Genomic DNA, 24,415 nt, shown 5'->3' with positions numbered 1-24,415 from the left:
CCCATTCCTAAAAAATAAAAATCCTTCAATCCTACCATACGAAACCCCTTGAAAAAATATTTATAATCTTTTCGATAATTAAAAAGCAACCATTTATCCTATTAAGCGTCTATTTAATACCAACTTTAAAAAATAGTGAGGATAAAATGAAAAAATATTTAACCATCTTAATTTTCATTGGGGTACTTGGCAGTTCAGAAGCACAATGGATGAAGGTTGAAGATGTTTCTTCTTCTTCCAGTATTCCCTCTATTTGGGTAGAAAAGAATAATATATATGCTGGTGCCGATAGTTTAATATATATAAGCAGCGATTATGGTAAAACATGGTCTTCATCTTCAATAATAACCAGAAATGTAGATTTTGTAAGCGCAATAATTGCACATCAAAACAAAATATTTGTTGGTACATATAATTATGGGGTTTATTTATCAACCGATAATGGTGCCTCATGGAATTCGCTCAATACAGGTTTAGTTGGTGCCGGAGCCAAATCAATCTCTGATTTTGTAATTAGAGATGGAATTTTGTACGCAGGAACATACGGTTCAGGGGTCTTTGAGATAAATCTTAGTACATTAAATCATTGGGCGCAATTTAGTAATGGGTTATCTAGTGGATATTCTTACTCAATTAATTCTCTTAAGCTAATTGATGATGTACTCTACGCAGGCGCTGGGGTAAACGGCTATTATTATAAAAACGATCATAATTCTAACTTTTGGCAGGAAATAAAATTTGGTGATTTTTATGGTGAGCCTTTGGCGATGTTGGATATAATTAAATATAACTCCGAATATTTTATTTCCGCATCTTACGGGTTATACAAAAGTAAAGATGGAATAAACTGGAATTATTATAATCCCGGGGTGGGGGGAATTTACATTTCAAACTTTGCGGTTCATGATGAAAAAATATTTGTGCACCTTTCAAATGGCGTAGGAAGAACATTTTGGTTCAATTCTGCCGATGGGGGAAATTCGTGGAATTATTTGGAAGAACAGCGTGGAGTTGATGTTATGGATATTGCCGTAATAGAAAACAAAATTTTTACTGGCAGACTTTATGGCATGTATTATCTTCCTTTGAATACAACCGAATTGGAAGAAGAAATTATTCCGGTGGATTTTTCATTAGCTCAGAATTACCCAAATCCATTTAATCCAATTACAACAATAAAATATTCAATACCAACCGGTGTAGAGACGTCATATATGACGTCTCTACGAATATTCGACATATTAGGCAGTGAAGTAGCAACATTGGTAAATGAAAAACAATCAGCCGGCAATTACGAAGTGAAGTTTGATGGATCACATCTTGTGAGTGGTGTATATTTCTATAAACTTGAAATAGGTAGTTTTTCTACTGTTAAGAAAATGCTTTTAATGAAATAATTATACGATTTAATTTAAGGAATAATTAATGTGGGCTGGGTTAAATCTCAGCCCTTTTATTTTGTTCCCTCTTTCCAATTCAATGGAGCAATTACAACAACAAATTCCCCCTTTATTACTTTGGATTCTAATTCAGCTAATAAATCCTGGGGATAACCTTTCCATCTTTCTTCAAACTTCTTTGTCAATTCACGAAAAACTACAACCATTCTCTCTGGCATATATTGCTTTAACTCTTCCAATAAATTGGTTATACGATACACCGATTCATACAAAACTATTGTTCTTTCTTCCTGGGCAAGTTCAACCAATTTTTTTTGTCTTCCTTTTTTTTGGGGAAGAAAGCCTTCGAAAACAAATGCGTCCGTTGGTAATCCCGAAATGCTTAATGCTGAAATTATAGCTGAGGCACCAGGGACAGATACAACTTCAATATCGTTTTTAAGGGCGAGATTAATAAATCGTCCGCCGGGGTCAGAAATTGTTGGAGTGCCCGCATCCGATACTAAAGCGCAATTTGCACCATTTAAAATTTTATCAACCGCGTATTCCATTTTTTTAGATTCGGTAGCGGCGTTAAATGAAATTAATTCCCCCTTAATTTCATAATGGTCCAATAAAATTTTAGTAACACGCGTATCTTCGCACAAAATAAAATTGACTGATTTCAGCGTTTCTACAGCACGGTAGGTCATATCCCCTAAATTGCCAATTGGGGTTGAAACAACATAAATTTTGCCTGAAGTAACCATTCTATTTACGACACAATTTTGATAAGGGTAAAATAACAATAGTTAATCATAATGATGATAAAGTTTCCCTAATTATTTTTATTCCCCGATCAATTTCTTCACTATTTACAATAAGAGGTGTACGGAATCTGACAGCGTTTTTGCCGCACCCTAGCATTATTAATTTTCTTCTATATAGTTCTTCTAAAAATTTACTTCTGATTTCCGCATTCGGCATATTAAATGAACACATTAATCCTAACCCTCTTGCTTGAAAAACCAAATTTGGAAATTCTGACTGAAGCTCATACAGTTTATTTAATAGATATTTTCCTTGTACTTCAGAATTCTCAACTAAATTATCCTCATCAATAATCTGTAAATTCCATTTAGAGCGGATCATATCAACTAAATTTCCGCCCCAGGTTGAATTTATCCTGCTCGACTTTTTAAAAACATTATCTTCAACTTCATCAATCCTATTCGTCGTCATCAATCCGCATATCTGAACTTTTTTACCAAAACAAATTATATCGGGTTCAACATAATGTTCAAATGCCCACATTTTCCCGGTCATTCCGATACCGGTCTGCACTTCATCAAAGATTAAAAGAATTTCATGCTCAAGTGTAATTTCTCTCAATTTTTCAAAAAATTCTTTTCTAAAAAAATTATCTCCACCTTCTGCCTGAACAGGCTCAATTATTAATGCGGCAATATCATCTTTGTTATTTTTGATCGCGGAGAAAATCTCAGTGATCGCTGCTTCTTCCGATTGAATTACAGTACTCAAATTTTCATGAAGGGGGAATGTAATTTTAGGATTAGAAATTCTTGGCCAATTAAATTTGGGGAAGTAATCAATTTTAACTGGATCAGTATTAGTTAGAGATAAAGTGTAACCAGATCTACCATGAAAAGCTTCACGAAAATGGATTACCTGTGTTCCTTTTTCACCTTTAATTCCTTTTTGAATATTCTTTCTAACTTTCCAATCAAATGCAACTTTTAGCGCATTACCAACCGCAAGAGCGCCACCATCAATAAAAAATAGATGTTTGAAATTATCAGGCATTGCAATTCTTGAAAATGTATCAACAAAACTTGCCATTTCAACAGTATAGATATCCGAGTTTGAGGGCTTGTTCATTGCCGCATAATATATTTCATCATGGTATTCTGGAGTGTTCAATTTGGGGTGATTTAAACCAATAGGTGATGAAGCAAAGAATGAGAAAAAATCGAGATACTCATCGCCACTCTTGTGGTTAACTATTGTTAAACCATGACTTCTCTCTAAATCGAGTACCAGGTCAAATCCATCGGCAAGCATGGTTCTGCTCAACGTTTCATGAACATTACTTGGATTGATTGAATTTGATTTTTTGATAACATCTTTAAATGGTAATGACTTATTCATTGCGGCCTCCTAGGTTGATAAAAATTGGGGAGGAGACTAATCGAATGGTTGCTCAAATCGTGAGATTAAATAATTACGGAGAATTTTTCTGCCGGTAATTTTTTGAAAATCCTTATAGTGAATCACTATCGCTATTGTTTTGTTGATTCTAAAATATCATTTTAATCCCAGAACAAAAAGAGGAAATTTTTTTAATCGGGAAATAATTGTATTAGAGGAAAATGTTTGTAAGATTTAATTCGATTTGTTAATTAAAAAATTATACTTTTAACATATTGAATTAGGAAGAGTATGTCATTAAAAGTAATAACAGCTCTAATTATTGTATCGATTTGTGTTATTTACTGCGGCGGAAGTAAAGATAAAAACGAAAAAAAATTTGAGTTCGCCATTAGCGATCAGACACAATTAGGATTGGAAATTTTTGATAAAGATTTAGGGATTAGATTCAATCCACCCAAAAATTGGAAATTTCAATCAGCTTCACTCTCTCGCAAAACTGAGGAAACAAAAAATTCAACTAGTCTGCAGGAGAGTTTTACATATCAACCTGTTTATCTTTTCTTTGATGATTCCACCGGAAGCGTTTTAAGTGTTGGATTTGTTGATAATGGGGATTCAACAATTTCAGCCGACTTCAAGCGCAATCAATACAAAAATATACTCAACGATAAATATTCGAAAGACAGCGCCACAGTTAATGAATTTTCTTATTCGAAAATAAATTATACCCTATTGAAGTTTGAACGTAACTCTTTAATTAGTTATAAAATTCTCTTTACCGGCAAAAACAGTTTAATAATGTTCGATTTTACCCTTCGTGAAGAATATCATGATACAGAGCTGAGGAAAATTAAATCATGTATTGGCTCTATATCAATTCTATAAAAAAAGGTAGTTCAATATTTCCACCCAAACAATGAGGCAAAAATGGATTTCTTAAAACAGCTCGGTATAAATGAAGAAAATTTTGGAGCATCGACCGGTATTAATTGGTTTTCCACAAAAGATTGCGGAGTTATCAATGTTCATTCTCCGGTGGATGGGAAGTTTATCGCTAAAGTTTATCAATGTTCAGAAGCTGATTATGAAAATGTGATTTCTCAATCCCACAATGCTTTTGTTCAATGGAGAAATGTACCTGCGCCGAAGCGAGGGGAAATTATAAGACAGATAGGGGATAAACTTCGAGAATATAAAACTCCACTAGGAAATTTAGTCTCGTACGAAATGGGAAAATCATTACAAGAAGGTTTAGGGGAAGTTCAGGAGATGATCGATATTTGCGACTTTGCAGTTGGATTATCGCGTCAACTCTATGGATTTACAATGATGAGTGAAAGAGAAGACCATAGAATGTATGATCAGTATCATCCTCTAGGTGTTGTAGGAATTATAACCGCGTTCAATTTCCCGGTTGCGGTTTGGGCATGGAACAGCGCACTTGCTACGGTTTGCGGTGATTCTAATTTATGGAAGCCTTCATCAAAAACACCACTATGCGCCATAGCTGTTCAAAATATTATTGCGCCAATAATCAAGCAAAACAATTTACCGGAGGGATTATTCTCTTTGGTAATAGGCAAAGGATCAACAATTGGGGAAAGAATATTAAATGATAAAAGGATTCCACTAATATCATTAACCGGTTCTACGGCAATCGGGAAACATGCGGCGGAAGTAATTTCGAAAAGATTTGGCAAGACAATTTTAGAATTGGGAGGGAATAACGCAATAATTATTTCTGATAATGCCGATCTGAAAATTGCCATTCCGGCAGTTGTATTTGGCGCTGTTGGAACAGCGGGACAACGATGCACTACTACAAGGAGATTAATTGTACATGAGGATATTTATGACAGAGTAAAAGAATCACTACTGAAAGCTTATCAAAGTATAAAAATTGGTAATCCACTCGATGCAAAAAATAATGTTGGACCCCTCATCGATAAAGGTGCCGTTCAAGAATTTTTATTCGCACTAAAAAAAGTTGTTGAAGAAGGGGGAAAAATTCTTTCTGGCGGAAAAGTTTTGGAAGGAACCGGATATGAATCTGGCTGCTATGTTGAACCAGCAATTGTTGAGGCTGAAAATCATTTTCAAATAGTGCAGGAAGAAACATTCGCGCCAATTCTTTATCTGCTCAAGTATTCGGGGGAAATTCAAAACGCGATTAAAATTCAGAATGATGTTGTACAAGGTTTATCCTCTTCAATATTTACAAATGATTTGAGAGAAGCGGAAGAGTTTTTATCACAGCGGGGCAGTGATTGCGGAATAGCGAATGTTAATATAGGAACATCCGGCGCGGAAATTGGGGGAGCATTTGGCGGTGAAAAAGAAACCGGCGGCGGTAGAGAATCGGGTTCAGATGCATGGAAACAATATATGAGGCGTCAAACAAATACAATTAATTATGGCAAAAAACTTCCACTTGCCCAAGGTATTAAATTTGATATTTAGAAAATGAGAGGTTAGAAGTAGAGTAAATATTTTTATTACATTTGCATAGAAATATTTGAAAGGATTAAAAATGCGCTTTTGCCTTAACATAGATCATATAGCTACTCTTCGAAACGCGAGAGGGGAAACACAACCTGATCCTGTAACATTTGCTCTTATGGCAGAGCAGTATGGGGTAGATGGAATTGTGGTTCATCTTCGTGAAGATAGAAGACATATTAATGAGCGTGATGTAAGATTACTGCGTGAATTAATTACAACTAAACTCGATCTTGAAATGGCTCCCGTTGATTCAATTATTGAAATTGCATGTGATGTGGTGCCTGAACTCGCGACCATCGTCCCGGAAAAAAGGCAAGAGTTAACAACCGAGGGGGGCATAAATGTAATTGATAATATTCAGCAAATAAGATTTGCTATAGAGCGGCTTCACGAATGTAAAATCCCAGTATCACTTTTTATTGAACCTGATTTGGACCAAATTGATGCCGCCGTTGATATCAATGCTGATTTTATTGAAATACATACCGGAGTATATGCTAATTCTAAATCTGAAGAAGATAGATTTGATGAACTGGAAAAAATTAGAATTGCCGCCAAACACGCAAAAAAATTAGGGCTGGGGGTAAATGCCGGGCATGGCCTCAACTATATCAATATGAAAGAATTTATTCACATTCCAGATATCGATGAAGTTAGTATCGGTCATGCAGTTATTGCTCGTGCTGTATTTGTTGGGGTGGAACAGGCAATTAAAGAAATGATAAATCTTACCAAAAAGTAATTGAGATAAATATTGAAGTATTCAAATCGAGAGTTACTGTTAAAGAATAAACTTAATCAGCATTATAAAAAATTTGATTTCTCACAGATTTCTCCCGATCCGCTGGAATTTCCATACCGATTCAAGAATCCTCTTGATATTGAAATCTCAGCTTTCATTTCGGCAACTTTCGCATATGGAAATATCACACAAATTATAACGTCACTCGAAAAGATTCATAAAGTGATGGGCAAATCACCACATAGTTTTGTTATGAATTTTTCCAAAAAAGATGAAGCAAAATTTGAGGGGATTGTTCACCGGTTTTACTCTTCTGAGGATATAGTATCATTGTTCAAAGTTTTAAAGATTGTTTATCAAAATTACGGATCACTCAAGTTTCTTTTTTTACTCTACTACTTTGAGGAGGAAAAAAACCTTAAAGAATCTATCTCTTTTTTCTCATGCCACATGCTAGATATTGCATCAAAGATTTGTGAAGTAACTCCCGGGGTAAAATTTATGTTTCCCAGTCCTCATAACAATAGTCCATGCAAAAGAGTAAATTTATTTTTAAGATGGATGGTTAGAAAAGACGCGCTAGATTTTGGTTTATGGAATGAAATTATACCTTCAAAATTAATAATTCCGGTTGATACACATATCGCAAGAATTTGCACAGTTTTGAAGCTGACAAAACGTAAAAATATATCATGGTTAATGGTTGAAGAAATTACAGAAAACCTAAAAAAATATGATCCGGTTGATCCGATTAAGTATGATTTTGCCCTCTGCCATATAGGAATGAGAAATCTCAAGTTTTGATATAGAATATTGAATTAATAGTTCATAATCAATAAAACGGCGTATCAAAATCCCAATTATCAATTTTCAATTCCCAACTAAATTGAGTTGCTCTGCAAATCATTCATAACTATATTAGTCGGCAAAGTATAATTAGTTAAGTACCCTAAATAAATAATCGTGACACTATAATTAGGAGAAAATATGGCGGAAGAGAAAAAATTTATTCCGTATGTATCAGCAGAATCAAACATGGCAGAATTTACAGTACGTGCGCTTATTATCGGCTTAATTATGTCGGTAGTATTAGGCGCGGCAAATGCTTATTTAGGATTAAAAGCCGGTATGACAATTGCGGCAACATATCCAGCCGCTGTTATCGGTATGGCTTTGTTACGAATAATGAAAGGATCAATTTTAGAAGAAAATTTTGCTAGAACTGTCGGTTCTATTGGTGAATCGGTTGCGGCCGGGGCAATATTCACATTACCTGCATTTTTAATTGCGGGAGTATGGACAGAGTTTTTCACATGGACCCACTACTTTGAAGCAACTGCAATTATGTTTGTGGGAGGTGTAGTTGGAATTTTATTTGTGACAATACTGCGCCGTGTTATGGTGGAAGACAAAGAACTGCCATTTCCCGAGTCTGTTGCCGCTTCCGAAATTCATAAAGCTGGAAGAGGCGGACAAAGCGGTGCCAAATTTTTATTTGGAGCGATGGCGCTTGGCGCTTTAATTCAAGTTCTGAAACAACTCCATTTCTTCGCTGAAAAATGGGAAGCATTTATTGCTTTCGCGCAGAAAAAAATTGCGATTGGAACCGGTAGTGTTGACGCTAGCGGCGGTTCAATTATTAGTACTCCTGGAGTAAGTCCCGCATATATGGGTGTTGGATACATTATAGGGCCTCAACTTGCATCTTTAAACTTTGCCGGTGGATTACTAGCATGGGGTTTGTTTGTTCCAATGCTTCTTTATTTTTTAGGACCTGAATTAGTAGCGTCCCTTCAAGCAAATGGTACAACACAAATTACTGATGAAACCTGGATTGGACTCGGAAATCAAGTTTGGAGAAATATTGTACGCCCAATAGCTATTGGCGGTATGTTGATGAGCGCAGCATATACATTATTTAGAATGAGAAAGAGTCTTGGTGCCGGATTGAGCAGAGCAATTGGCGATGTCAAAAAAGCAGCCTCAGGCTCTGCTACTACAGAATCACGTACCGATAAAGATATGAATTTCAAATGGGTATTTATTGGATTGCTCGTAGCTTCAATATTTACTTTTATAATTTATAATTATTTCGCGCAAGATATTCTCGCAGCTTTAGTTGCTACAGTTGTTATGATTATAGCGGGATTTTTCTTCTCAGCGGTTTCAGGTTATTTAGTTGGGTTGATTGGTTCAAGTAATAACCCAATTAGCGGATTAACAATTTCCACATTAATTATTGCCGCACTATTAATGGTGATAATGGGAGTTAAAGGAATGCCCGGAGTTGCCGCGGTATTAGGTGTAGCCGCTGTTATTTGCGTTGCCGCCGCGGTTGCTGGTGAAATGCTTCAAGACTTAAAAGTTGGACATATCCTTGGCGGTACTCCTTGGAAAATGCAGGTTGGTGATTTATTCGGAATTTTGGTTTCATCAGCGGTAATGTTTTTCCCATTATTAATATTGCACGAAGGTGATATTAAATCGGGCGGAACTGGTCTTGGCGGCGCAGCTTATCCAGCACCTCAAGCAAGTTTGATGGCAATTCTAGCAAAAGGAATTGTTGGCGGAGATATGGCTTGGCCTTTAATTATTGTTGGTGTAATAATGGCAATTGGATTTATTCTTGTCAAAGTTAAAAGTCCTATGCTTGTTTGCGTTGGTATGTACCTTCCGCTTGAAACAACATTCGCCATATTTATTGGTGGTGTTATAAAAGGTATTCTTGAAAAGATTTCTGAAAGAAAGAAAATGAATGAATCTCAAAAATCAAGAATAGAAAATAATGGAGTGCTGCTAGCTTCAGGATTAATTGCTGGTGAAGCCTTAATTGGATTAATTTTTGCGCTCTTCGCTGTAATCGAGTGGCAGACTCCTTCAATCTTCCAAAATCCATCATTTATAGTGAGCAGCGTTGTATTTCTTGTAGTTGGTTATTTACTGATTAAAACTCCATTATCAAATGCCGGAAGTCCTGATGAACCGGCTCCGCCATCTGTGGCTCATTAATAATTTTCAAGCCGGATCTCTTTTTAAGGATCCGGCTTTACCTTGATTTTTTAATTATATACTCAATCTAATGTTTAAGAAAAAAGAAAATTTCAATCTGCTCGAATTGCATCCTTTTAAAAATTCGAACTATGAAGAAAACGACGGCATTATTGAACTTTTAATTCCAAAATTCACTAATAAGTTTTTGGTGAAATATCTTGTTCCGAAAATCAAACGGAAAGATTTTAAAGTTAAACTTGATGATGTTGGCAGTGCTGTTTGGAACTTAATTGATGGCAATAATTCCGTTGCTGAAATTGCGGTAAAACTCAAAGCAAAATTTGGACCTGATTTCATTCAGCCAGAGGAAAGAGTATCAAAATTTTTGTTGGAATTACACAAAGGCAACGTTATAAATTTTAAAGAATTCAAAAAGGGAGTATAAGATGGGTGATAAATTAGGAAAACTAAAACCGGAATTGTTATGGAATCATTTTGAAGAGATTTGCAATATTCCGCATCCTTCAAGAAAAGAACAAAAACTTGCGCAATATGTTATTTCGGTTGCTAAAAAAAATGGATTAAAATATTCAACCGATGATTTTGGAAATATAGTGATTAAAAAACCGGCAACTCCGGGTAAAGAAAATCTGACTCCGGTTGTTCTGCAAGGACATCTGGATATGGTTGCAGAAAAAAATTCAGATGTAAAACATGATTTTGATAAAGATCCAATTCAAGTTTTTATTGATGGCGATTGGGTTAAAGCTAAAGGTACAACTTTAGGTAGTGATAATGGAATTGGTGTAGCCGCGGCTTTAGCGGTTATGGAAGATAAATCACTGAAACATGGACCTGTTGAAGCTCTTTTTACACTTGATGAAGAAACCGGGTTAAATGGAGCTCAAGCTTTAAAGCAAGGATTCCTATCATCGGATATTCTTTTAAATCTTGATTCTGAAGAAGATGGAGCGTTATATATTGGCTGCGCCGGCGGACAAAATACAATGATTACTTTCAAACCGAAATTGAAAGATATCCCGACTAAAACTGCCGCAATTGAAATTAAGGTTACGGGATTGAAGGGTGGTCACTCCGGACTCGATATCGATACCGGAAAAGGTAACGCGATAAAAATTATGGCAAGATTACTACATGAACTCGATTATAATTATGGAATTCGTCTAGTTAGTATTAATGGTGGAAGCAAACACAATGCAATTCCAAGAGAATGTTTTACAGTAGTTAGAGTACCGAATAAAAATCTGGGAATAATCGCCGATCATATACTGGCTTATAATGGTGTTGTAAAAGCTGAACTAGCGAGCGTTGAACCTACACTAGAAGTTAGTTTTAGTGAAGTAAAGTCTAAGGCAAAAGTGTTCGATAAATATACCACCGTAAGTTTGGTTGATTCATTATATGCCGTACAAAACGGTGTAATAAAAATGAGTGCCGATATTCCGGGATTAGTGGAAACATCAACCAATCTTGCTGTAATTACCACTAAAGGTAAAAAAGTTGATGTAACCTTAAGTCAGAGAAGTTCAGTTGAATCGGAGAAGCATGATATTTCCAATTCAGTTGCGGCATTATTTAATTTGGCTGGTTCAGAAGTTAAGAGAAGTGATGGATATCCCGGTTGGAAACCAGATATACATTCTCCAATCTTAAAAACAATGAAAGCCGAATTCAAAAAATTGTATGGCAATGAACCACATATTAAAGCTATACATGCTGGACTTGAATGTGGAATAATTAAGGAAAGATATCCTCAAATGGATATGATTTCATTTGGCCCAACAATTATGGGCGCACACTCACCTGATGAAAGAGTTCAAATCAGTACTGTTGATAAATTCTGGGTTCTATTAACTCACGTACTTGAAAATATTCCTCAGAAAAATTGATGATTGAAAAATTGGGAGTTTTACATTGTGTAGAACTCCCGAATATATTCAGAGAGAAGCTGATGAATGAACATCCCGATAAAAAAGATAAACAAGCTTACGAAATCAATTTGACATCTGAACAAAAACTAGCTCAGTCAATAAGTTTATATTGGTCTGCCAGAGATTTGAAGAAAGCCGGATTATAAATGGTTTACCAAGAATTGAGCGATGCTGAAATTGAAAAAAAAGTGAGAGACATTTTCCTTTATGCAAGAGATTGTTAGAATTTGCGTTGATATTTTTTGTAAGTAATAGTTTTAATGAAAAGGCTACAGATAATTATTCGTAAATAAAATATAATTCATCACTGAATTAAAAATAATTCAAAAACCGGAGATAATATTGACCGAAACTCAAGTTCATAAACCTGAGCCATTTGCACTATTTCGATGGGTTATTCTCTTTTTCATTAGTCTGGCCATGTTTGGTAATTATTATATATATGATAGCATTAGTCCACTCGCCGATCTATTATCAAAACAATTAAATTTTAGTGACTCTGATATTGGGCTTCTGCAGGGTATTTATAGCGTCCCAAATGTAATTATGGTGCTCATCGGCGGATTGATTATTGATAAAATCGGTACCAGAATATCAACCTTTATTTTTACTGTACTGTGTTTAGTTGGAGCTATTATCACTGCTTCATTTAACGATTTAACAATGATGGCTGTGGGTAGATTAATTTTTGGATTAGGCGCAGAGTCCATGATTGTAGCTATTACTACAGTAATTGGAAGATGGTTTAAAGGGAAACAATTATCCTTTGCTTTCGGATTAAATTTAACACTAGCTCGGCTCGGTTCATTTGCCGCGTTAAATTCTCCAACATGGGCTAAAAGTTTATACGAAAGTTACCAATTGCCCCTTTTAATTTCGGTTGGAGCCGGAATTATTGCCATTGCGGCAGTTATAATTTATTGGGGAATGGACGTCTATGCTGAAAGAAATTATTCACTTCGACCCGTGCCTAAACAAGATAAAGTTATGTTTAGACAAATCTTTAGTTTCTCTAATTCATATTGGTTTGTGGTACTTTTATGTGTGACTTTTTATTCAGGTATATTTCCGTTCCAAACATTCGCTGTAAAATTTTTTATGGAAGAACATGGAGTTACCCGTGAGTTTGGCGGATTTCTTTCTAGCATGCTAACTTTATCTGCAATGATCTTAACACCATTATTTGGATTAATGGCCGATTATATTGGCAAACGTTCATTACTAATGATGTTTGGTTCGTTGCTACTTGTGCCAGTCTATCTTTTAATGGCATATACTCAAATAAATTTATTCATTCCGATGGCGATGATGGGAATAGCGTTTTCTTTAATCCCGGCGGTTATGTGGCCTTCTGTAGCAATAATTGTTGATGAATCAAAACTTGGAACTGCCTACGGTTTAATGACAATGATCCAGAATATTGGTCTTGCTTCATTTAATTTTATTATTGGATTTGCTAACGATTTTAGCGGCGGATATACTATGGGAATGTGGATCTTTTCATCACTTGGATTTTTTGGACTTCTCTTTTCATTTTTACTCCGGCAGAGTGAATTGGGAAAAGGGGGACACGGTCTCGAAGAGGGGATTAAGCAATCCAAATAAATATTTCTTAATTTAGTTTTATTATATGCGGAAATTCATGAAAAAAATTATTTATATAAATCTTGTTTTTGCTTTATTCTTCACCACTCAGATTAATAGTCAAACGTTTGGATTTGGTTGTTTGGGATTGAGCGGTTTTTTTGCCGGATACTCTCAGCAGCAATTTGATGGTCAGCATTTAAATTCCTCTCTAAACTTAATTTCGTCAGGTAATCCACTTCTTAATTTGAATGAACAATCTGTAAAATTTCAGAAGGTATCTGGTTACAGAATTGGAGCTAATTTTTTTAGAGCCGATTTTGAATCTGTTTTTATTACTGCCAAAGGTTACTACCAATTTTTAAAAGAGAAACACTCGGTTGCCGATAATACATCTTTATCGCGACCTCGCGATGATTACGAACTTAATTTAAATCATTGGGGTGTTGGTTTAGATTTCGGTGTCCCATTTTTCTGGATATTCGATTTAAAATTAGTTGAAGCAAACGTTATGTTTTATAATGCCGAATTATCCCGTGAGACTTACAATAATTATGAGTTACAAAGTGAAATTAGTTTATCGAATAGCAAAAATAAAGTGGGCTACTTCATCGGTTCTGGAGTTATTATGCATCTCGTGAGAGATTATATAAGTCTCGAAGGAACTGCAGGCTTTAATTTTGTTGAGTTCGATAACTTTAGTGATGGAAATGTGATCCTTCCAATCGATGAATCAAAAAAAGCAATTCAAAAAAATGGTTTCAGCGCAACATTACAACTTAACATAGGTTTTCCATTATGAAATTATCAAATTTAGATCGCGCATCAATAATTGCAATTCGTGATTGCATGGGTGCTAAAAAAGGGGAATCAGTATTAGTAATAACCGATGAGGCAAAGAAAAAAATTGGTTATAATCTTTATAAAAATGCATTGAATCTTGGACATGAGGCATTATTTGTAGAAATGAAATCCAGGCAGATGCACGGGGAAGAACCTCCCAAACAGGTTGCCGAATTAATGAAAAATTTTGATGTAGTATTATGCCCCACAGCAAAATCATTAACCCATACAAACGCGCGAAGAGAAGCATCCGCTCTAGGGAGCAGAATTGCAACATTCCCCGGCATAACTGAAGATGTGATGATCCGCGGATTAAATGCCGATTATCATAAAATAGCGGAATTAACTATTAGGCTGACAGATATTCTCACAAAGACTTCAACCGTAAAAGTTACAGCGAATAATGGAACAGATATTACGATGGATATTTCTGGCAGAAAAGCTATCGCAAGTAAGGGTCTATTTCACGCAAAAGGGGAGAGCGGAAATCTTCCAACAGGTGAAGCCTATCTGGCTCCTCTCGAGGGTAAATCGAATGGTGTTTTTGTTGTTGATGGTTCAATGGCAGGTATTGGTGTAATAAAAGGGAAGCCAATTAGAATTGAAGTTAAGGATGGATTTGCCGTAAATGTAACAGGCGGGGCGCAAGCTAAAAAGCTGGATGCGACTTTAAATAAATATGGACAACTGGCACGTAACATAGCTGAGTTTGGAATTGGGACAAATCATAAAACAAAATTAAGCGGACTTTTATTAGAAGATGAAAAAGTTATGGGTACAATTCATATTGCTCTTGGTGATAATAAATCGATGGGCGGTACAGTAAATATCCCAATCCATCTTGATGGCGTTGTTAAAAAACCTAACGTCTGGTTCGATGGAAAATTAATAATGAAATCGGGTAAACTTTTAATTTGAAATAGAATAATCTAAAGATTAAAATATTTTGCCACTTACACAGCCTCACCAAATTTATCATCTGAAATAAAAATTGATAATACCGGCTAATTTTTTGTATATTTGCCGACCAAAAAATTACTTGCCGATGAAAATTCTTAAAGAACTTAATGAAAAACAACGGGAAGCCGTTGAATACAACTCGGGACCTCATATAATTGTTGCTGGTGCCGGTTCCGGAAAAACAAAAGTATTAACCTACAAAATTGCTTATCTGATCGAGGAAGGATTAGAACCCTCCTCAATTCTTGCGCTTACTTTTACAAATAAAGCGGCAAAGGAAATGAAAGATAGAATCCGCCAAATTATCGGTAAAAAAGCCGATGAATTATGGATGGGTACTTTCCATTCTATCTTTTCGAAAATTCTAAGGGTTGAATCAAAATACTTAAATTATAAATCGAATTATTCTATTTATGATAGGGAAGATTCTACCGGGTTATGTTCAAACATAATCCAGGAATTGAATATCACTCTAGAAAATCTTACTCCAAATTCGGTTCAGCATAAAATTAGTTTTTTGAAAAATCAGATGATTACCCCCGGAGATTATCAAAAGACAATGGCTGTTACTCCATCAGATAAAAAATTTGGAGAAATTTTCGCCGAGTATAATAAGAGACTTTTCGAAAATAACTCGATGGATTTCGACGATCTTTTATTGAAGCCAATTCAGTTATTTAGAGAAAATGAAAAGGTACTGGCGAAGTACAAAAAAATCTTTAAATATATTTTGGTTGATGAGTACCAGGATACCAACAAGGCTCAGTATGAAATGCTGAAATTACTTAGCCCGGTTAAAGATAAAATTTGTGTAGTTGGGGATGACGCCCAAAGTATTTACAGCTGGCGTGGCGCCGAAATTAAAAATATGCTCAATTTCGAAAAGGACTTTAAAGGCGCTAAATTATTCCGGATGGAACAGAATTATAGATCTACCAAAACAATACTTGCGGCGGCTGATTCTATAATAAAAAATAATAGTGAGCAGATTCCAAAGACATTATGGACTCAAAATAATGATGGCGAAGAACTAACCATGCTTCGTGCATCCGATGAGAAAGATGAGGCGTTTCAGATTGCCAAAAGAATTAAAAAAGAAATCTCTACCCGTAAATTATCTTTAAATGATATTGCAATATTCTATAGAATCAATTCACAATCGCGTGCACTTGAAGATGCGCTACGTCGTGAAAAAATTCCTTATAAAATAATTGGTGGCGTTGAGTTTTACAGAAGGAAAGAAGTAAAAGATATTTTAGCTTATCTCCGAATTCTATCAAACCAAAATGATGAGGAAAGTCTTCTAAGAATTATGAACTTTCCACAGAGGGGAATTGGCAATACTTCAATTTCAAAAATGATTGCGTTTGCAAGAAAACTTAATCTTTCACTATTCTCAACCATGTCCCGTGTTTTTGAAGTGATTGAGGTTAAGGAGAGAATTCAAAAAAATGTAAAGCAATTCAAACTTTTGCTCGATAAATATATTGATCTCAAAGAAAAATTATCAATTGGTGAATTAACCGCCGCTTTGGTTGATGAACTCGGTGTCATGAGAATATATAAAGAAGATGGATCTCAAGACGCATTGGCTCGTTACGACAATATCCAGGAATTAGTTTCGGCTGTTCAAGATTATTCCAAAACTAACCATGATGCTACTCTCGATAATTTTCTCGCGGAAGTATCATTAGTTGCAGGTGTTGATCAATATGATGAAAAAATGAATTCTGTAACAATGATGACAGTTCACAGCGCAAAAGGTTTAGAATTCCCAATTGTATTTGTTACAGGATTGGAAGAAGATATCTTTCCACTCAATCCTAGATTTGACAGCGATTCTAAAATTGAAGAAGAACGAAGATTATTTTATGTAGCGTTAACACGAGCAAAAGAAAAAGTTTTTATTACTTATGCCCGTTCTAGATATAGATTTGGTGAAGTAGCTTATCAATCTAAATCAAGATTTTTAGAAGAGCTTGATGAAGATACTTATGAAGAATATAATGGTTTGGGTACTAAAAAATCGGGACGAAAGAAAAAAGCATATTATGATGAATTCTATCAAGAAAATTATGATGACTTTGACCAGGAAAGAAGATCATTAAGAGTTGGAAGCAGAGTAACTCATCAAGTATTCGGCACCGGAAAAATTTTAGCTATTCTTGGCACCGGTGATTCGCAGAGAGTTACAATTTCGTTTGAAGGACATGGTACAAAACAATTATTATCAAAATTTGCAAATCTAAAATTGATTTGATAAAAAACATTTTTAATAATTTGGAGCATAAATGAAAATAGCAATGTTAACTGGCGGCGGCGATTGCCCCGGTTTGAATGCGGTAATTCGTGCGGTTGTTCGCAGATCTATGCAGTACGGATATGAAACTGTGGGTTTTAGAAATGGTTGGAAAGGTGTTGTTGATAATTTAGTTATTCCTTTAGATCGAAATGCAATTTCAGGTATTCTTCATCGAGGTGGAACAATCCTTGGCACATCAAGAACAAATGTTTATAAAATCCCCGATGGTGAAAATATTGTTAAAAAAACTTTAGCCGCGAATAATATTGACGCGCTCGTTGCTATTGGCGGAGAAGATACACTCGGCGTTGCCGCAAAATTAGCTAAAGCTGGTGTGCATGTTGTTGGTGTTCCAAAAACTATTGACAATGATTTAAATGCCACCGACTATACATTTGGGTTTGATACCGCGGTAAATATTGCAACAGAAGCTATCGACCGCTTACATACAACTGCAGAATCTCATAACCGCGTAATAGTTGTTGAAGTGATGGGACGACATGCAGGTTGGATTGCACTTCATTCTGGCATTGCAGGCGGCGCAGATATTATTTTAGTTCCAGAGGTTCCTTACGATATAGATGAAATATGCAAAACTTTGATTCAACGCCACGATGGAGGCAAAAGCTTTAGTATAGTATGCGCTTCCGAAGGAGCTGTTCCAGTTAATAAAGGTGATGATGGAATGGTTACTTCAACTCAAGAATTAGATTCTTTTGGTCATGTTCGGTTAGGTGGTATTGGCCAAGTATTAGCTGAACAAATTGAAAAGAGAACCGGTTTTGAAACTCGCTCAACAGTGTTAGGTCATATACAGAGAGGTGGAAGCCCTACTGCTTACGACAGATATTTAGCTACACGCTTCGGTGTTAAAGCCGCTGATCTTGTTCATGAAGGAAAGTGGGGACAAATGGCAGCTCTTAAAGGAAATGATATTGTTGGAGTTGAACTTCAGGATGCGGTTGGTACTCTTAAAACAGTTGACCATGATTTATATAAAATTGCCGAGACATTTTTTGGTTAATAGTTTAGATTAAAATACAAAAAGCCATGCTTCAGTTAGAAGCATGGCTTTTTTGTTTTAAAAACAATCAAATCTGATTACTTATCTAATCTATCCTTGTAAGGTATATGTTTAATCGAAAAATATTCTTTTATGTCTTTCCTCAACACCCCAGAAAGTAATATTATAGAGAGAAGATTTGGAGCGGTCATAAATCCGAGAGCCGCATCTCCAAATGCCCAAATAGCTTCCAACTCAGCAATTGCTCCAATAAAAACAAAAAGTACAAAAACCCATTTATAGGGAAGTATAGCTTTATTACCGAATAAATAATAAGTAGCTCTATCGCCATAGTAAGACCAGCTTATAATAGTAGATATCGCAAATAACAGAACACCTAATGTTACTATTTTGTCGCCATAAGAAAACAACCACATTAATCCCTGCTTGAATGCAAACGCGGTTAATAAACTTGCATTATACAGTGGTCCGCTGAAAGAAGGATCGATTCTAGTTTGGTAAAATGCTGTGTGGTGCCAAGCATCGGTTGTTATAATTACTAATCCGGTTAATGTGCAGATAATTATAGTATCAATAAATGGTTCTAATAACGCAACGGTTCCTTCCCTAACACCATATTTAGTTTTGGCAGTTGAATGCGCGATTGGCGCGCTGCCTTGCCCCGATTCATTCGAATACAACCCTCTTTTAACTCCCCATAAAACGGTATTCATCCAGACTAAAAATGTTCCCCCCGTAACACCGGCAATTTCGGCGGGAGGATTAAAAGCATACACAACAATCATCTCCAAACTAGGTATTAGATGATTAAAATTTGAGATCAACACAATTACCGCAGTTATAAAATAAAATAGCGCCATTAATGGGGAAAGAATACCGGTCACATTACCAATTCTTTTAATTCCACCAATTATTACAACCGCAACCAGTGAGGCTATAACAACACCATTAATCAACTGAGTATATGATACAGCAAATCCGCTGAATATTTGATGTTGTATAGTCCAAAAATTATCCGTGCCTAATACTTGTCTTACTTCAGAATATATTTGATCTGATAGAGTAAATGATTGAATAGCATTTCCCGTTGCGAATGAACATATAATTGCAAATGATGCAAATACTATAGCAAGCCACTTAAATTTTGGACCCAACCCTTTTTCTATAGTGTACATTGGACCACCGGCAATTGAACCATCAGGTAATATTTCTCTGTATTTGTGGGCTAACGAACATTCAGCAAATTTAAGCGCTGAGCCGAATAGGGCAGTCATCCACATCCAAAAAAGCGCCCCAGGACCTCCATAATAAATCGCGGTTGCAACACCGGCAATATTTCCTATTCCGACGGTAGCTGAAATTGCGGTAGATAAAGCTTTAAAGTGATTCAAGTCTCCGGCATCTTTAGGATCATCATAAACTCCGGCAGTAACTTTAATTCCATGTATCATGTAACGAATTTGGGGGAATAGGTTTTTGATAGTGATGAAGATGCCTGTTCCTAATAAGAGCAGTAGAATTAATGGTATTGAACCAAGAGGAACATCTTTACTAGGGAAGTTTTTAATGATGTCAAAATTTCCGGGGAATGTCCAAACAAGATCAAAAAAATCTTTTCCTTCTATGATAAAAAGAAGAAAAATTATTGCGATAGTTATTATTCCGGCAGTCGATTTTTTCATTTTTACCCGCTGTTTAATTAAGGATTAGATTAGTCCGATTGAACTAAGTAAAACAATTAAAATTAGTATTGGTGCTAAATATTTCAAAATAAATACCCAGAAAGGGAAGAACCATTTTAATTTATCAAATAATGTTTCCGAACCGAATCGGATAAACTCTTTTACTTTATCCAACCCCCATAACCAACCGACAAAAATTGAAATAAAAAATCCTCCTACAGGCAGCATCAAATTAGATGATAAAAATTCGGTGACGCTAAAAAATGTTAATCCTAAAATTTTAAAATCAGCTAACGCGTTAAATGAGAGCGCGCTTGGAATTCCTAGAATAAAAGCTAATGTTCCAAATACGAGCACTGCATTTTGACGCTTCCATCCTTTTTCATCAACAAAATATGCTGTTACAACTTCGAGGAGAGAGACAGTAGAGGTTAATGCGGCAAGCGCAAGTGCGATAAAAAATAATATCGAGAACCAATATCCTCCCGTCATTTTAGTAAATACCACTGGAAGAGTTTGGAAAATTAAACTTGGACCTACATCAGGGCTTTGTCCCGTAGCAAATACAATACTGAAAATACAAATACCTGCTACAATGGCAACCGCTGTATCGAGAAATGCAATCCAAACCGATGATACCGGAATATTATCTTTCTTCGACATATAACTGCCATATGTCATCATTGCGCCCATTCCCAGACTCATAGAGAAGAAAGCTTGTCCAAGAGCCGCTAAAACCACTTTAGTTGTAATTTTACTGAAGTCGGGATTAAATAAATAATTGAGTCCTTTTAATTCTGTGTCGAGTGTTAAACCTCTTATCATTAATCCAATTAACAATATGAAAAGAAGAGGCATCATAATTTTACCGCCAAGTTCAATACCTTTTTGAACACCGAAATACACTATTCCCATGGTGAATAGCATAATCAATGCAAGCATGGAAATATCCCAAACGGGATTTTGGGTCAATGCTTCAAAATGATTATTAGCTATTGTTGAATTAATATCTGTAGAAAGGGTACCACGAAATGCTTCTATTATATAGCCTACCGTCCATCCTGCAACCACAGCGTAAAATGACAAAATTATAAACCCGGCAAATACCCCCATTCCTCCAATTGAATGCCAAAATTTATTATTGGTTAATGATTTAAATGAGCCAACGGGATTTTTTTGAGTTGTTCTTCCAATCAATATTTCTGCAATTAAAACAGGTATGCCAATAGCCACCACACAAAGTATATAAACAAAAATGAAAGCGGCTCCTCCATTTTCTCCGGCTAAATAGGGGAATCGCCAAATATTTCCAAGCCCAACAGCCGATCCTGCCGCAGCAAGAATAAATCCAATTTTGCTCCCCCATTGTTCTCGTTTAACCTGCATTCGAACCCCGCTCTTAATTATTAAGTGTAATGTGATTCAAAAATTTTAATCTATACTATAATCCCAGGATGTTTAATTGTTATTGTCTCTAAAAGATTGGTAATGCCCGAATGTTTTGAAAGTGAACATAATAAAAAGAAATCTTTTCAAAAAATATTTCAGAAATTTTCTCAAAAAATATTTCTTATTATTTTAGTTAATGAAGATACTTTGATTGGTTTAATGTAACCAACCAGTGATGTATAATTTTTATTGGACCAATTAAGTTGAAAGCATTATCATTAATTTCGGAATAAAAAATAGTGAGGTTTGCACTTTTTTTATATTTCATGAAAATTTAATCCGATAAAATATCTCAAAATAAAATACTTGACTATCTTATTAAAACATATTACGTTTGTTGCAGTTTTACCAGCCGAACGTTCATTTACATGAAATGTGAAGACAGATGAGGGATAATCTGATGATTCACATTAATATATCTGCAAAGTATCCAATCATACTTTGCTATTTCCAGCCGTGCATAAGAATTTAAACATATTTATATGAGAGGGTGTATTATGAAAAAGTTATTTACTTTTTTTCTCTTCGTTGTTATTTCTACTTTTGCTTTAGCTCAACCTACCACACCAGATCCTGCTAACGCAGCCGTTGGTGTTGGAGTGATTCATGATTTTTCATGGACTTGGGGTGCTTCAACTGCAAATAGAATTCGATTTTCTACAAGCAGTACTATGGCCAGTCCAACAGTTTACACTATTAATCCTGCCGCTAACACTTATACTAATACTACACCACTTCTCAATGGTGTAACATATTATTGGCAGGTTAGTGAAGATGGTGGTACTATATGGGCGCCCGCAGTTCCATTTAGTTTTACAACAGTACCTCCCGCTGTACCATATTTGAGTAGTCCCGCAAACTTATCTGTAGTCTCAGCTGAACTCCTAACTTTCTCATGGTCAACAGGAGTGTCAGGAATTGAGTATATTCTTGAGGTTGCAGAAGATGCAGGTATGACTACATTGGTAGCCCTAGCAACTACAACCACAGCTGACACATATGTAACTCTGAATACTTCAATATTCAACCAAGGTACTTCATATTGGTGGAGAGTTACATCAAAGGTTGCTGGAGTTGGTGGTGCTATAATTAATTATTCCAATGTTTGGAGATTTGATATGGCCGGATTGCCAACCGCAATTGCTTCTTATCCGACAGGTGGAGTAAGCATTTATAATAATCCACCAAGCTTATATTGGTACCAACTATCATACAATACTAAAGTTACAAGTTACAATGTACGTTATAGAAAAGCTGGTAACGCATATACAGTTGCGCTTGGGAATACAGACGCGGAAGAAGGTTATTTTAATACGGCTTCAACAAATTGGTTTACAACAATTCCTTTTGCATTAACACCGGGTGCTACTTATTATTGGCAAGTTGTCCCAGTTGCTGGGGTAACTGAAGGGCTTACCTGGTCATCAGAACAAAGTTTTGTTGTATATGGTACATATACATTTTTAGTTTGTTATCCAATCTACCCGGTACTTGGCGCATCAGTTCAAGCCGAACCAACATTCTACTGGACAACAAACACTTATGCACCGGTATTATTCTTTGAATTGGAAATTGATGATGATCCATTGTTTGGTTCGATTAATTTAACTGTTTCTGATATTGCTGCAGCTTCATATACTTTAACCTCGGGTAACGTTACAACGTTAAACCCAACATTAGGCGGAACATATTATTGGAGAGTTAAAGGAAGAATGACTTCCACCGGTTTATATGGACCAGTTTCAACAGCAGGAAGTTTTATATATCCTTCGACCGTGAACGCCGCCGCCACAGCACCAGTACCAACTATATCCGGCCCAACATCAGGTTCAGTTATTTTTGTTACAAACCCAACATTGACCTGGTCAGCTTCTTACACAGAACCAATTCAGTATCAAGTACTTTATTCAACTAGTCCCGCTCTAACAGCTGGAAAGTTATCTTCACCAGTTGTAAATGAAGCAGTAGCACCATGGTTAAACACAACATCATTTGTTCTAACCGGTCTTACACCAGGCGCAACATATTACTGGCAGGTTCGTTCAAGAATAACTACTGTTGGCGTAGGTTCAGAATCAGCATGGTCAACACTCGGATATTTCACATTATCACCCGGCGCGGCAAGTGTGGTTCCATTAGCAGGAAGTCCAATAAATGGTTACCCAATAAACAATACATCGGCAACTATTTCATGGATTATCCCAGCGCCAAGTACAAGCAAGTTAACTTATGATTTAGAATATTCAACTGATAAAAATTTCACTACATCACAAAAATTAACCGGATTGACCGGTACAAGCGTAACATTACAAGGATTAGAAAAAAATAAAGATTATTTCTGGAGAGTTGCATCAAAAACAGAAAAGGGAGAAATATCAAGCTTTTCAGCACCAACAGCATTTAGTACAGGCAGTGTAGTTAGTGTTGAAGAAACTGTAATCCCCAATACATTTGAATTGATGCAGAATTATCCAAATCCATTTAATCCAAGTACACAAATAAAATTTACAACACCAGTAAATGGATTTGTAACCTTAAAGATATACGATCTACTTGGCAAAGAAATAAAAACATTAATTAACAGCGAGTACTCAGCTGGAAGTCATTCAATACAATGGAACGGTGATGATAATATGGGCAATAAAGTATCAACCGGAATTTATGTATATAGAATGACAACAGGCAATTTTGCCAGCTCAAAGAAAATGCTATTAATTAAATAATAAACCATAGAGAGTAGAAAATGAAAAAATTCAGCGCATCAATAATGCTACTAGTAGTACTGGCAGCAATTGGGTTAGCTCTCTATGCATGCCATGTTACCTACTTTTCT

General features: G+C 35.7%; 19 protein-coding genes. 15 read left to right on the top strand and 4 right to left on the bottom strand.

From position 1 onward, the window contains the following. Positions 1-146: 146 nt before the first annotated feature. Complete coding sequence (locus KF816_10485) at positions 147-1,397, top strand: T9SS type A sorting domain-containing protein (GenBank protein MBX3008442.1); 1,251 nt, start codon at positions 147-149, stop codon at positions 1,395-1,397. Positions 1,398-1,453: 56 nt separating this feature from the next. Here the strand turns inward: KF816_10485 and rsmI are convergent, their stop codons facing one another. Next, positions 1,454-2,149 carry a 16S rRNA (cytidine(1402)-2'-O)-methyltransferase gene (rsmI, locus tag KF816_10480; protein ID MBX3008441.1) on the bottom strand — a complete coding sequence of 232 codons (696 nt, stop codon included), beginning with the start codon at positions 2,147-2,149 and terminating at the stop codon, positions 1,454-1,456. 46 nt (positions 2,150-2,195) lie between these two features. Next, positions 2,196-3,548, bottom strand: coding sequence for an L-lysine 6-transaminase (gene lat, locus KF816_10475; GenBank protein MBX3008440.1), 1,353 nt, complete (start codon positions 3,546-3,548; stop codon positions 2,196-2,198). 291 nt (positions 3,549-3,839) lie between these two features. Here lat and KF816_10470 point away from each other — a divergent pair, with 291 nt between their 5' ends. From KF816_10470 to KF816_10410, 13 genes are all read left to right on the top strand, one after another. Next, positions 3,840-4,436 carry a hypothetical protein gene (locus KF816_10470; protein ID MBX3008439.1) on the top strand — a complete coding sequence of 199 codons (597 nt, stop codon included), beginning with the start codon at positions 3,840-3,842 and terminating at the stop codon, positions 4,434-4,436. 42 nt (positions 4,437-4,478) lie between these two features. Then, entirely contained in the window at positions 4,479-6,011 is a 1,533-nt protein-coding gene (locus KF816_10465) for an aldehyde dehydrogenase family protein (protein MBX3008438.1), read from the top strand. Positions 6,012-6,081: 70 nt separating this feature from the next. Further along, complete coding sequence (locus KF816_10460; GenBank protein ID MBX3008437.1) at positions 6,082-6,795, top strand: pyridoxine 5'-phosphate synthase; 714 nt, start codon at positions 6,082-6,084, stop codon at positions 6,793-6,795. Between the two features lie 12 nt (positions 6,796-6,807). After that, positions 6,808-7,599: a TIGR02757 family protein gene (locus KF816_10455; protein ID MBX3008436.1), complete on the top strand. Its 792-nt coding sequence runs from the start codon at positions 6,808-6,810 to the stop codon at positions 7,597-7,599. 183 nt (positions 7,600-7,782) lie between these two features. Next, positions 7,783-9,804, top strand: coding sequence for an oligopeptide transporter, OPT family (locus KF816_10450; protein MBX3008435.1), 2,022 nt, complete (start codon positions 7,783-7,785; stop codon positions 9,802-9,804). Positions 9,805-9,874: 70 nt separating this feature from the next. Then, complete coding sequence (locus KF816_10445) at positions 9,875-10,231, top strand: PqqD family protein (protein MBX3008434.1); 357 nt, start codon at positions 9,875-9,877, stop codon at positions 10,229-10,231. A gap of 1 nt (position 10,232) precedes the next feature. Further along, the gene (locus tag KF816_10440) at positions 10,233-11,696 is read left to right on the top strand and encodes an aminoacyl-histidine dipeptidase (protein MBX3008433.1); all 1,464 of its coding nucleotides are present in this window, start codon (positions 10,233-10,235) and stop codon (positions 11,694-11,696) included. Beyond that, on the top strand, positions 11,696-11,884 hold the full coding sequence (locus KF816_10435) for a hypothetical protein (GenBank protein ID MBX3008432.1): 189 nt from the start codon (positions 11,696-11,698) through the stop codon (positions 11,882-11,884). Before KF816_10440 ends, KF816_10435 begins: the two co-directional genes overlap by 1 nt. A 196-nt stretch (positions 11,885-12,080) precedes the next feature. Beyond that, complete coding sequence (locus KF816_10430; GenBank protein MBX3008431.1) at positions 12,081-13,343, top strand: MFS transporter; 1,263 nt, start codon at positions 12,081-12,083, stop codon at positions 13,341-13,343. Between the two features lie 37 nt (positions 13,344-13,380). Further along, on the top strand, positions 13,381-14,124 hold the full coding sequence (locus KF816_10425) for a hypothetical protein (GenBank protein MBX3008430.1): 744 nt from the start codon (positions 13,381-13,383) through the stop codon (positions 14,122-14,124). Then, positions 14,121-15,083 carry an aminopeptidase gene (locus KF816_10420; GenBank protein ID MBX3008429.1) on the top strand — a complete coding sequence of 321 codons (963 nt, stop codon included), beginning with the start codon at positions 14,121-14,123 and terminating at the stop codon, positions 15,081-15,083. The genes KF816_10425 and KF816_10420 overlap by 4 nt, the downstream gene beginning before the upstream one ends. A gap of 127 nt (positions 15,084-15,210) precedes the next feature. Then, positions 15,211-17,385 carry a UvrD-helicase domain-containing protein gene (locus KF816_10415; GenBank protein MBX3008428.1) on the top strand — a complete coding sequence of 725 codons (2,175 nt, stop codon included), beginning with the start codon at positions 15,211-15,213 and terminating at the stop codon, positions 17,383-17,385. Positions 17,386-17,416: 31 nt separating this feature from the next. Continuing rightward, positions 17,417-18,451, top strand: a complete 1,035-nt coding sequence (locus KF816_10410; protein MBX3008427.1) for a 6-phosphofructokinase — start codon at positions 17,417-17,419, stop codon at positions 18,449-18,451. A gap of 77 nt (positions 18,452-18,528) precedes the next feature. On the opposite strand, the gene KF816_10405 is transcribed toward KF816_10410, so the two are convergent. Both KF816_10405 and KF816_10400 read right to left on the bottom strand, forming a co-directional pair. Beyond that, a complete protein-coding gene (locus tag KF816_10405; GenBank protein ID MBX3008426.1) occupies positions 18,529-20,133 on the bottom strand; it encodes an alanine:cation symporter family protein in 1,605 nt (534 codons plus the stop codon). Positions 20,134-20,157: 24 nt separating this feature from the next. After that, positions 20,158-21,519: a sodium-dependent transporter gene (locus KF816_10400; protein MBX3008425.1), complete on the bottom strand. Its 1,362-nt coding sequence runs from the start codon at positions 21,517-21,519 to the stop codon at positions 20,158-20,160. 560 nt (positions 21,520-22,079) lie between these two features. On the opposite strand from KF816_10400, the gene KF816_10395 reads away from it, so the two are divergent. After that, positions 22,080-24,305, top strand: coding sequence for a T9SS type A sorting domain-containing protein (locus tag KF816_10395; protein ID MBX3008424.1), 2,226 nt, complete (start codon positions 22,080-22,082; stop codon positions 24,303-24,305). The last annotated feature ends 110 nt before the right edge of the window (positions 24,306-24,415 follow it).

The organism is Melioribacteraceae bacterium (assembly GCA_019638015.1).
Lineage (GTDB): Bacteria > Bacteroidota > Ignavibacteria > Ignavibacteriales > Melioribacteraceae > JAHBUP01.
Note: the sequence above shows the minus strand (reverse complement) of the source record. Positions and strands in the feature narration are given on the sequence as shown.

Coding starts and splice junctions, on each gene's coding strand:
- KF816_10395 (MBX3008424.1), top strand. CDS start 22,080: ATGAAAAAGTTATTTACTTTTTTTCTCTTCGTTGTTATTTCTACTTTT.
- KF816_10425 (MBX3008430.1), top strand. CDS start 13,381: ATGAAAAAAATTATTTATATAAATCTTGTTTTTGCTTTATTCTTCACC.
- KF816_10440 (MBX3008433.1), top strand. CDS start 10,233: ATGGGTGATAAATTAGGAAAACTAAAACCGGAATTGTTATGGAATCAT.
- KF816_10410 (MBX3008427.1), top strand. CDS start 17,417: ATGAAAATAGCAATGTTAACTGGCGGCGGCGATTGCCCCGGTTTGAAT.
- KF816_10450 (MBX3008435.1), top strand. CDS start 7,783: ATGGCGGAAGAGAAAAAATTTATTCCGTATGTATCAGCAGAATCAAAC.
- KF816_10485 (MBX3008442.1), top strand. CDS start 147: ATGAAAAAATATTTAACCATCTTAATTTTCATTGGGGTACTTGGCAGT.
- rsmI (MBX3008441.1), bottom strand. CDS start 2,149: ATGGTTACTTCAGGCAAAATTTATGTTGTTTCAACCCCAATTGGCAAT.
- KF816_10445 (MBX3008434.1), top strand. CDS start 9,875: ATGTTTAAGAAAAAAGAAAATTTCAATCTGCTCGAATTGCATCCTTTT.
- KF816_10405 (MBX3008426.1), bottom strand. CDS start 20,133: ATGAAAAAATCGACTGCCGGAATAATAACTATCGCAATAATTTTTCTT.
- lat (MBX3008440.1), bottom strand. CDS start 3,548: ATGAATAAGTCATTACCATTTAAAGATGTTATCAAAAAATCAAATTCA.
- KF816_10420 (MBX3008429.1), top strand. CDS start 14,121: ATGAAATTATCAAATTTAGATCGCGCATCAATAATTGCAATTCGTGAT.
- KF816_10435 (MBX3008432.1), top strand. CDS start 11,696: ATGATTGAAAAATTGGGAGTTTTACATTGTGTAGAACTCCCGAATATA.
- KF816_10400 (MBX3008425.1), bottom strand. CDS start 21,519: ATGCAGGTTAAACGAGAACAATGGGGGAGCAAAATTGGATTTATTCTT.
- KF816_10460 (MBX3008437.1), top strand. CDS start 6,082: ATGCGCTTTTGCCTTAACATAGATCATATAGCTACTCTTCGAAACGCG.
- KF816_10465 (MBX3008438.1), top strand. CDS start 4,479: ATGGATTTCTTAAAACAGCTCGGTATAAATGAAGAAAATTTTGGAGCA.
- KF816_10470 (MBX3008439.1), top strand. CDS start 3,840: ATGTCATTAAAAGTAATAACAGCTCTAATTATTGTATCGATTTGTGTT.
- KF816_10415 (MBX3008428.1), top strand. CDS start 15,211: ATGAAAATTCTTAAAGAACTTAATGAAAAACAACGGGAAGCCGTTGAA.